The 9,790-nt window shown below is 41.7% G+C and carries 8 protein-coding genes; 2 read left to right on the top strand and 6 right to left on the bottom strand.

Annotated features, from left to right (window positions below):
* Positions 1 to 4: 4 nt before the first annotated feature.
* From QNK26_RS13180 to priA, 6 genes are all read right to left on the bottom strand, one after another.
* Positions 5 to 1,030, bottom strand: coding sequence for an alpha/beta fold hydrolase (locus QNK26_RS13180; RefSeq protein ID WP_319223659.1), 1,026 nt, complete (start codon positions 1,028 to 1,030; stop codon positions 5 to 7).
* A gap of 501 nt (positions 1,031 to 1,531) precedes the next feature.
* A complete protein-coding gene (gene hslU / locus QNK26_RS13185) occupies positions 1,532 to 2,863 on the bottom strand; it encodes an ATP-dependent protease ATPase subunit HslU (RefSeq protein WP_319223662.1) in 1,332 nt (443 codons plus the stop codon).
* A gap of 27 nt (positions 2,864 to 2,890) precedes the next feature.
* Positions 2,891 to 3,415: an ATP-dependent protease subunit HslV gene (gene hslV, locus QNK26_RS13190; RefSeq protein ID WP_319223664.1), complete on the bottom strand. Its 525-nt coding sequence runs from the start codon at positions 3,413 to 3,415 to the stop codon at positions 2,891 to 2,893.
* A 145-nt stretch (positions 3,416 to 3,560) separates the two neighbouring features.
* Positions 3,561 to 4,103 carry an SPOR domain-containing protein gene (locus tag QNK26_RS13195; RefSeq protein ID WP_319223665.1) on the bottom strand — a complete coding sequence of 181 codons (543 nt, stop codon included), beginning with the start codon at positions 4,101 to 4,103 and terminating at the stop codon, positions 3,561 to 3,563.
* 3 nt (positions 4,104 to 4,106) lie between these two features.
* Positions 4,107 to 5,861, bottom strand: coding sequence for an arginine--tRNA ligase (gene argS / locus QNK26_RS13200; protein ID WP_319223668.1), 1,755 nt, complete (start codon positions 5,859 to 5,861; stop codon positions 4,107 to 4,109).
* A 98-nt stretch (positions 5,862 to 5,959) separates the two neighbouring features.
* Positions 5,960 to 8,161, bottom strand: a complete 2,202-nt coding sequence (gene priA, locus QNK26_RS13205; protein ID WP_319223671.1) for a primosomal protein N' — start codon at positions 8,159 to 8,161, stop codon at positions 5,960 to 5,962.
* 232 nt (positions 8,162 to 8,393) lie between these two features.
* Here priA and rpmE point away from each other — a divergent pair, with 232 nt between their 5' ends.
* Together rpmE and QNK26_RS13215 are read left to right on the top strand one after the other, a co-directional pair.
* On the top strand, positions 8,394 to 8,606 hold the full coding sequence (rpmE, locus tag QNK26_RS13210) for a 50S ribosomal protein L31 (protein ID WP_319223673.1): 213 nt from the start codon (positions 8,394 to 8,396) through the stop codon (positions 8,604 to 8,606).
* A 403-nt stretch (positions 8,607 to 9,009) separates the two neighbouring features.
* A partial coding sequence (locus QNK26_RS13215) for a malic enzyme-like NAD(P)-binding protein (RefSeq protein WP_319223676.1) occupies positions 9,010 to 9,790 on the top strand: 781 nt, incomplete at its 3' end.

Here is a 9,790-nt window from a genome sequence, read left to right on the forward strand (position 1 = left end):
GTACTCAATATTTGGCAAAATAATTTAATGCCACAGTGAGCGCTGGGATCCTAAAAATATCCGTTTCTAAGAATAATTCATGTGCAGCACCAGGGATTAAAACAGGCTCTACAGGTTGATGTTGGTTGTTTTCATGGCTTAATGCGTGGCAAAATTGTTGCTGCGCTTCGGCAAGCACGACTTCATCACCACCGGCTTGTAACACTAAGGTTGGTGTTTTGATATTCCCTGCGTATTGGATCGCGCGACGACAGGCTTTGATACTTTGCTGCAGCCAGTTAATTGTTGGCCCACCTAACTGTGTTTGCGGATAAAAACCATAACTACGACGGAAAATATCAAATCGTAATGGGCTGTGCGTTAGCTGATTATTTTCAAATGGTGAGTGGCTAAAGTCGCCTTTACCGGGCGCGTAAAATGATTCGGTATGAATGATCTTGTTCACTATATGCATTGCACGGCTATAAACATTGGCAATAGGGCGTGGTATTTGGCCGAAATTAATCCCAAACATCGGTGATGCGAGTACTGCGGCAGCAAAGTCATGGTGGTAGCTTTGTAAGTATAAACTGCCAATTGCGCCACCCATCGAATGACACAATAAATACTGCTTACTGTGTTGGCTTGGACTAATGACTTTATCGATAAATAATTTTAAATCGGTGACGTAATCACGAAAATGTTCAACATGACCTTTATGTAAGTTTTTTAGTAACCGATCTGACATGCCTTGGCCACGATGGTCTAAGCAATATATCGAATAACCTTGTTGGCAAAGGTCATAAATGAGTTCGCGAAATTTTTGATAAGATTCAGAACGCCCCCCTAGCAGTACTATCGCAGGACCGGTTGTATTGGTCACTGCTGATGCGTAACGTAGCGTTACATTATCAACACCTTGCAGCGTGTCTTCGATAATCGTTGCATCCCAAAACTGTGCAATTTCATCATGATATCTATCAGCAAGTTGTGATTCAGTAGTTAAGTTATATGGATTATCAAATTCGACACATGGGTATTTGCTGGACATGGTTGCAGGAGCTTCTTGTTAATTTTAGTGGTGAATATCTATCACTAGACTACCATAATTTAATTAATAAAATGGTGACTTAACTAGCTGTAAATATGTTTAGCATAAAAAAATAATCTCGCTATTGCAGCACTTGCCTATTACTTTATTGTGAACTAAGGCTAATTAGCGTTAAAAATCGCTAATAAGTGCTCATTTAAGCTGGTAATTATCGAAAGCTAAACTAGTCTTGTTTTATTGATAATCGGAAATTTTTGACACTATATCTCGACAATCAAAGGGGCAGCTAATGAAACGTACTCGACTCAAGAAAAAACTTAACTCGCTACGACGGACGCGTTGTCATTGGTGTCAAATTACAGAGAAGCTAAAGCCGATAGAGAAAACTTACAGCGCCTTGTTACAAAGACGCTAGTATCTTCACCGCATAACTAAAAAGGCGCTTATGATAAGCGCCTTTTTGTGGTTTATTTTAATTTACCGCATAGGGTTATGGATAGACTAAAGAATGTAGCGACTTAGATCTTCATCTTCGACGAGTTCGTTAAGGTATTTACTGACGTAATCACTGTCTACCACCAAATTTTCGCCACTCTTATCTGATGCATCGAATGAAATTTCTTCCATTAAACGTTCCATTACTGTGTGCAAGCGACGAGCACCGATGTTTTCAGTTTTTTCGTTAACGGTCCATGCCGCGTTAGCGATACCATCAATACCTGCTTGGGTAAAGTTAACGTTTACGCCTTCAGTTTGAAGCATGGCTGCGTACTGCTCTGTTAATGATGCGTTTGGCTCTGTTAGGATCCGTACAAAATCATCAGCGGTTAATGCATCTAATTCAACACGGATTGGTAGGCGACCTTGTAGCTCAGGGATCAGATCGGATGGTTTAGCAACTTGGAAAGCACCTGATGCGATGAATAAGATATGATCTGTTTTCACCATACCATGTTTGGTTGTTACGGTTGAACCCTCGATCAGTGGTAATAAATCACGTTGAACACCTTCGCGTGATACTCCACCATCATTTGCATCACTGCGTTTACAAATTTTATCGATTTCATCAAGGAAGACGATACCGTTATTTTCTACCGCGAAGATGGCTTTTTCTTTCAACTCTTCTGGATTAACTAGCTTCGCAGCTTCATCTTCAACAAGTTGTTTTAATGCTTCTTTGACTTTCATCTTACGTGCTTTAGTCGTTGAACCGCCAGACAGGTTTTGGAACATACCTTGTAATTGATTGGTCATTTCTTCCATACCTGGAGGCGCCATGATTTCAACGCCCATTTGTGGTGCGGCAAGTTCAATGTCGATTTCTTTGTCGTCTAATTTTCCTTCGCGTAATTTCTTGCGGAAGATTTGACGGGTATTGTCATTACTGGCTTTTTCTTCTTCGCCCCAGTTGTTACGAGGGTTTGGTAGTAAAGCATCAAGTACACGATCTTCGGCATTTTCTTCTGCGCGAACATGGTATTTTTTCATTTCTTGTTCACGTGTCAGTTTTACTGCAACATCGGTTAAATCTTTGATGATTTGCTCAACTTCTTTACCTACATAACCAATTTCAGTAAATTTCGTTGCTTCAACTTTGATAAATGGTGCGTTGGCTAATTTAGCTAAACGGCGAGCGATCTCAGTTTTACCAACACCAGTAGGACCGATCATCAAAATATTTTTTGGTGATACTTCTTGACGAAGTTCTTGGTCTAACTGCATGCGGCGCCAGCGGTTACGTAGGGCAATTGCCACTGCGCGCTTGGCATTTTGTTGACCGATAATATGACGGTCTAATTCAGAAACGATTTCTCTTGGTGTCATTGATGACATAATAAGGCTCCTTTAATTCGGTAAAATTTAGTAATCGATAGTTTCAACTGTTTGGAAACTGTTGGTGAATACACAGATATTACCTGCAATAGTCAGGGATTTTTTAGCGATCTGTTCAGCGTCTAATTCGGTATTTTCGAGTAATGCCATTGCTGATGCTTGAGCGAAATTACCACCGGAACCGATAGCGATAAGATCATTTTCTGGTTGTACTACGTCGCCATTACCTGTGATGATGAATGAGCTGTTTTTATCTGCGACAGCCAATAGTGCTTCTAAATTACGTAACATTTTGTCGGTGCGCCAGTCTTTCGCAAGCTCGACAGCGGCACGCTCTAGGTTACCTTGGTGAGCTTGTAATTTAGCTTCAAAACGTTCAATGAGGGTAAATGCGTCAGCGGTACCACCGGCGAAACCAGCGATAACTTGGCCATTGTATAAACGGCGTACTTTTCTTGCGTTGCCTTTCATTACCGTGTTGCCAAGAGAAACTTGTCCGTCTCCGGCCATTACGACTTTGCCTTCACGGCGTACAGATACAATAGTAGTCACGATAAACTCCATTCTTAATAAATTCGAACGCAGCCGAGTTGCTATTAGCCACGCGCCATTATGCTGAGTAAAAAAAACGCCTCATATGATATGAATCGATTTCATTACAATATACAAACTAAGGTGGGTATATTTATTTAGTTTTTCAAGGCTGCCACTGCCAAATTTCACAAGTTGTGATACCTGCGCGTTTAATTTGATGGCGTTCTTTTTCTGCTGTACGTTTACGTTCGTAAGGGCCAATAACGACGCGATACCAATTGCCTGTATGACGGATGTTGGCAGTGTAGCCCTGAAAGGCTATCGTTGCTTTCATCGCTTCCGCTTGTGATTGTTGACGGAACGAACCACATTGCATTTGGTAACGAATGCCGGTGTCTTGTTGTGGCGGTATCTCGACAATGACTTCTTTATCTTGCAAGTCTTGTGGATATTGCCATTTTTCTTTCGGTTTTTCCGGTAGTGGTTTTACCGCTAGCTTTTTCGGTTGTGCTTTTTTTATTGGCTCTGGCGGTGTTTTTTCTGCGGTGCCACTGACTTGCGCTAAAATATAGCCCAAGCCAATTGCAAGCAGTAAAAACAGCAAGATAGCCAACACCGGACGTTTCTTTTTAGCAGGTGGCGCTTTTTTAGCACCACGCTTCTTTCTAGGCTTCGGGGCGTGCCCCGCGTAATCCTTACGAGCCATAATTTACATGCGTTCCAAAGTTTCAATACCCAGTAGATCTAGGCCTTGTTTAAGTGTTTTAGCTGTTAATTGAGCCAGTTTAAGACGGCTTAATTTAATCGCTTCATCTTCTGTGCTTAAGATTGGGCAAGCTTCATAGAAACTAGAGAACACGCCAGCCAGTTCAAACAGGTAAGTACATAATGTGTTTGGTGTCGCGCGTTTTGCTACTTGATGAACGATTTCATTAAATTGGATCAGTTTACCGGCCAATTCTTGCTCTTTATCTTCGTTCAGCTGTACTTTTGCGGTAGCTAATTTAGCCACTGTTGCAGCATCAACTTTATTGAAGATACTACCAACACGTGTACAAGCGTAAAGTAGGTAAGGGGCTGTATTACCTTCAAAGCTCAACATTGAATCGAAATTAAAGATGTAATCACTGCTACGGTTTTTAGATAAGTCAGCGTATTTAACCGATGAGATACCCACAACGCACGCGATGTGTTTTAGTTCATCTTCAGAAAGTGTCGGGTTCTTGGCTTTTACTAATGTATAAGCGCGCTCTTCTGCTTCTGTTAACAGATCAACTAGCTTAACCGTACCACCTGAACGGGTTTTGAATGGACGACCATCTTCACCATTCATAGTACCAAAACCAAGGTGTTCCAATGATGTTTCAGGTTTAACAAAACCGGCTTTTTGAACAACAGAGAATACTTGTTGGAAATGCAGTGCTTGGCGTTGATCAACAAAGTACATAATGCGGTTTGCGTTCAACTGCTGTTGACGGAAGCGCATTGCGGCAAGATCTGTTGTTGCGTAAAGGAAGCCACCCCCGTTTTTCTGGATAATTACCGGTAGTGGGTCGCCATCTTTATTTTTGAATTCATCTAAGAATACGCATTTAGCGCCATTTGACTCTGTCAGTAAATTTTGAGCTTCAAGTTCGCTAACAATGTTGTGTAAGTCGCTGTTGTAGAAGCTTTCACCACGTACGTCTTCACGGGTTAGTTTTACGTTTAGGCGTTTGTAGATGTCATGACAGTGTGCAAGTGATACGTCATTAAATTCTTGCCATAGTTTATTACAATCTTCATCACCCGATTGTAGCATTACTACCATTTCACGAGCGCGGGTTGCAAAGTCTTCAGATTCGTCGAATCGCCCTTTTGCTGCACGGTAGAATACTTCTAAATCTGAAAGTTGCATGCTGATTTCTGCGTTCTCGGCACGTTTCTCTTCCATGTAGGCAAGTAGCATACCGAACTGTGTACCCCAGTCTCCCACGTGGTTTTGACGGATCACGTTATGACCAAGTAGTTCAAGTGTACGTGCTACTGAATCACCAATGATTGATGAACGTAAGTGACCTACGTGCATTTCTTTGGCTAGGTTTGGCGATGATAAATCAACAATCACATTGTCTGGCGTTGTGGTTTTTTGTACTGAAAGGTTATCGTCTTCAAGCGCAATATCAATTTGTTGCGCTAACCAGTTCTGGTTTAGGAAGATGTTGATAAAACCAGGTCCAGCGATCTCAGTACGGCTTACTAAGTCTGACTCTGGTAGGTTATCAATGATTAACTGGGCCAACTCACGCGGATTTTTCTTCGCTGGTTTGGCCATCATCATCGCTAAGTTTGTTGCTAAATCACCATGAGCTTTGTCGCGGGTACGATCTACTGCAATGCGTGGTTGCGCATCTGCAGGAATGATTTGTTGTTCTTTTAAGATCGTAACTGTCTGCTCTAGCAGCTGTATAATATGCTCTTTCATGGATTCTCTTAACTAGCAATGATGAACGAAATAGACCGATCATTTTAGCGTGATTAGGGGCATTTGACTAGTTAATCAGCGGATAAATGCCGATATCCTTACAACATTTCAGTTGGATCTACGTCTAACGACCAGCGGGCTTTACGTGCGGACTTTAATGCTTCGATTTTAGGCATGATTTGACGCAATAGCTGAGTAATGTGTTGGCGCTGTGGACTTTGCAGCAATAACTGTAAACGATATTTACCCGCGCGTTTCTCCATCGGTGCGGGCATCGGCCCTAAACAGAGTATTTGAGGATTGTTATTATGCTGCTGTACCAGTTGTTTTATTTCCACTAAAAAATCGTTGGCTTCGCTAAATTGATGCGCTTCTGCGCGGAATAAAGCTTGAAAGCTATAAGGCGGTAAGCTTGCCATTGAGCGCGCATGCAATGCGGTTTGCGCAAAGTGGCTGTAACCATTATTAACCAGATCTTGGATCAGTTCGTGCTCAGGATGGTGGGTTTGAATCGCTACTTCACCTTGTTTGGCGGCGCGGCCTGCGCGGCCAGATACTTGTACAAATAATTGCGCTAGTTTTTCTGGGGCGCGAAAATCACTGCTAAATAGCGCGCTATCCACATCAATAAGTCCAACTAATGTTACGTCGGGAAAATGATGGCCTTTGGCGAGCATCTGCGTGCCAATCAAGATTCGGAACTCGCGTTTACGTACGGCCTCTAATGATTTTTCTAAACTGCCTTTACGGCTAGTACTATCACGGTCAATTCGAATGATAGGGTGTTGCGGGAAGTGCGCCGTTAACATGGTTTCGAGCTGCTCAGTACCAAAACCCGCTGTCATGATCTCATTAGAGTTACAACTCGGGCAGCGACGTGGTTTAGGAAATTGTTCATCGCAATGGTGACAATGTAATATATTACGAGATTGATGGTAAGTGTAATAGGTATTACAGCGCTGGCACTCCGCCATTGACCCACAGGTATGACACATGACGGCAGGTGCATAACCACGGCGGTTTAGAAATAGTAGTACTTGATTGCCAGCGGCTAAATGGGTAGCCATTAACGCCATGAACTCGGTTGATAAACCGCTGTCTAGCGATTGATTTTTAATGTCGATAATATGATGGTTCGGCATTTTTGCATTACCAGCACGTTGAGTCAGTTGCAGATGACGGTATTTACCCGTCATGGCATTGTGCAAGGTTTCTAAGGCGGGGGTTGCTGAGCCTAATACCACGGCTATATTGCTGCGCTGCGCTCTGACAATCGCTAGATCGCGGGCGTGGTAGCGGAAGGTCTCTTGTTGTTTTAGCGAACCATCGTGTTCTTCATCAATAATAATGACCCCGAGATCATGCATCGGGGTAAATATCGCCGAGCGTGTACCAATGACAATACCAGCGACGCCTGCTTGTGCTTCCAACCACGCTTCACGACGTTCGGCATCGTTTAAACCTGAATGCAGAGCGACAATCGGCACGTTAAAGCGGCGTTTGAAGCGTGCAATAGTTTGTGGTGTCAGACCAATTTCGGGCACCAGCACCAAGGCTTGTTTACCTGTTTTCAATACTTTTTCAATGACATTAAGATAAACTTCGGTTTTACCACTGCCAGTAACACCATCAAGTAGATAGGTCGCAAAGTGCGTTATATCAATGGCGGCAATGGTGATCGCTTGTTCCGTATTAAGCGCGGGCCGATTATCACTGATAACGAGGTTTTGACGCCAGTGTTGTTCATCGTTATCTTGGATCTCAATGTATTCTTGGGTAATCAGTCCTTTATCTTGTAGCGCTTTGATGGTGGTTGATTTTATATTGGCTAGTTTTAAATGTGATTGGGTTAGTCCGGTTTCGGCCAATAGCTTGATGGTTTGTAATTGTGCTGGCGTTAAGCGGTTTAATTCTGGTGCCGTTAATTGATGGGCACTATCAGTTAATTGCCAAAATGTGTAACTGTTTAATTTTGCCGACTCTAACTTACGTAATAATACTGGTAAAGCTTGGGCGATCACTTCACCAATCGGGTAATGGTAATAATCGGCACACCAACTAAAAAAAGCCAGCATGTCAGCGGACAGAATGGCTTTGTCATCGAGTACATTAATAATGGGTTTCAATTTTGCCAGTGGAAATTCGCTGTCGTGTTTGGTGGCTAATGCAATGCCGATTAATTGCTTATTCATAAACGGCACACAGATCCGCATGCCAGCCTGAATATGTTCATCTTCAGAATAGGTATAGTCAAAAGTTTTGTTTAAATGAACGGGAACAGCAACGGCGACAACAGGCATGTACTCAACTCTCTTTTACGGCTTAAATCTGCATTTCAGTAAACAGTTTACGGCTGTTAACTAGGTAATGTCTTGATATTTTCTATTTAATGTTCTAATTGCAGTTTATTTATGCATCAGCTATTGATATTGAGGGGTAAGATCCTATATTATTCGCATCCTAAAAATTCTATAACTTTATGTGGTGTCTGGCAGAGTTTCAGATGGCGACATAACCAAAATTGAGGTTTCTATGAAACAAGGTATCCACCCAGAGTACGCAGCTATCGAAGCTAAATGTTCATGCGGTAACGTTTTCACTATGGGTTCTACTCGTGGTAACAACATCACTCTAGATGTATGTTCAAACTGTCACCCATTCTACACTGGTAAGCAACGTACTGTTGATACTGGCGGTCGTGTTGACAAATTCAACAAGCGTTTTGGCGCTCTTGCTGCAAAATAATAATTGTATTTATACAATTTATTACAGTAAGTCAAAAAGGTACCTTAGGGTGCCTTTTTTTATATCTAAAAAATAGTTTGAAACATTTATCAAACGTAAATTTAACCTCGACAATTTCATTTCTGTAAAAATGTTATTCTAAAATTAGCTATACATATAAAAATAAACACTTCGTACCAGTGCAAAGGTAGAATAAACAACTTAAATTAATGTAGAATCATGATAACACTATTATTGATTCATTTAGCTCAGTGTAAAACAAAAGCAAGCTGTGTTAAATTAAAGTTAACTATTGGCGTTACATTCGATTATAAACTTAATTCCCCAACGTTGTTTCTCACGCCTTGTATTCTCGAACGAAGGCGGTGAGTAATGTGCATTCATTTCATTCAGGATATTGCGTATGTCAGACCTTAGACAGCAAGCATTGGATTACCATGCGAACCCTAAACCAGGCAAAATTGCTATTCAACTTACTACATCTGCAGAGACTGCCGATGATCTTTCTTTAGCATATAGCCCAGGTGTCGCAGAGCCAGTGCGTGAAATAGCTGCAAATCCTGATGATGTTTATAAATACACCGCTAAAGGTAACTTAGTCGCTGTTATTACTAACGGTACCGCTATTTTAGGTTTAGGTAATTTAGGCCCACTGGCATCAAAACCGGTAATGGAAGGTAAGGCGCTATTGTTTAAGCGCTTTGCTGATATCGATTCAATTGATATTGAAGTAAAACACCGCACCACTGAAGAATTTATTGATACAGTTGCGAATATTGCCGATACATTTGGCGGCATTAACTTAGAAGATATTAAAGCACCGGAATGTTTTGAAATTGAAAAAGCCTTGATTGCTCGTTGTAAGATACCGGTATTCCATGATGATCAACACGGTACTGCCATTGTCACGGCTGCTGGTATGATTAATGCCTTAGACATTCAAGGTAAAGATATCGCTGAAGCGGTTATTGTTTGTATGGGGGCGGGCGCGGCGGCAATCGCCTGTATGGAATTATTAATTTCATGTGGTGCGCAACGTGAAAAAATCTACATGTTAGATCGTAAGGGTGTGATCCACACTCGTCGTGATGACATTAACGAGTATAAACAACGTTTTGCTAATAATAATATAGTACCAAGAAAAACGCATTTAATTTCTTGTTTCATTGCGCAGATACTATGTT

It is taken from the genome of Moritella sp., from assembly GCF_033791185.1.
GTDB lineage: Bacteria > Pseudomonadota > Gammaproteobacteria > Enterobacterales > Moritellaceae > Moritella.

Bases quoted from the DNA above. Each gene is read 5' to 3' on its own strand.
- priA (WP_319223671.1), bottom strand. From the start codon at position 8,161: ATGCCTGTTGTCGCCGTTGCTGTTCCCGTTCATTTAAACAAAACTTTT.
- rpmE (WP_319223673.1), top strand. From the start codon at position 8,394: ATGAAACAAGGTATCCACCCAGAGTACGCAGCTATCGAAGCTAAATGT.
- argS (WP_319223668.1), bottom strand. From the start codon at position 5,861: ATGAAAGAGCATATTATACAGCTGCTAGAGCAGACAGTTACGATCTTA.
- hslU (WP_319223662.1), bottom strand. From the start codon at position 2,863: ATGTCATCAATGACACCAAGAGAAATCGTTTCTGAATTAGACCGTCAT.
- QNK26_RS13180 (WP_319223659.1), bottom strand. From the start codon at position 1,030: ATGTCCAGCAAATACCCATGTGTCGAATTTGATAATCCATATAACTTA.
- QNK26_RS13195 (WP_319223665.1), bottom strand. From the start codon at position 4,103: ATGGCTCGTAAGGATTACGCGGGGCACGCCCCGAAGCCTAGAAAGAAG.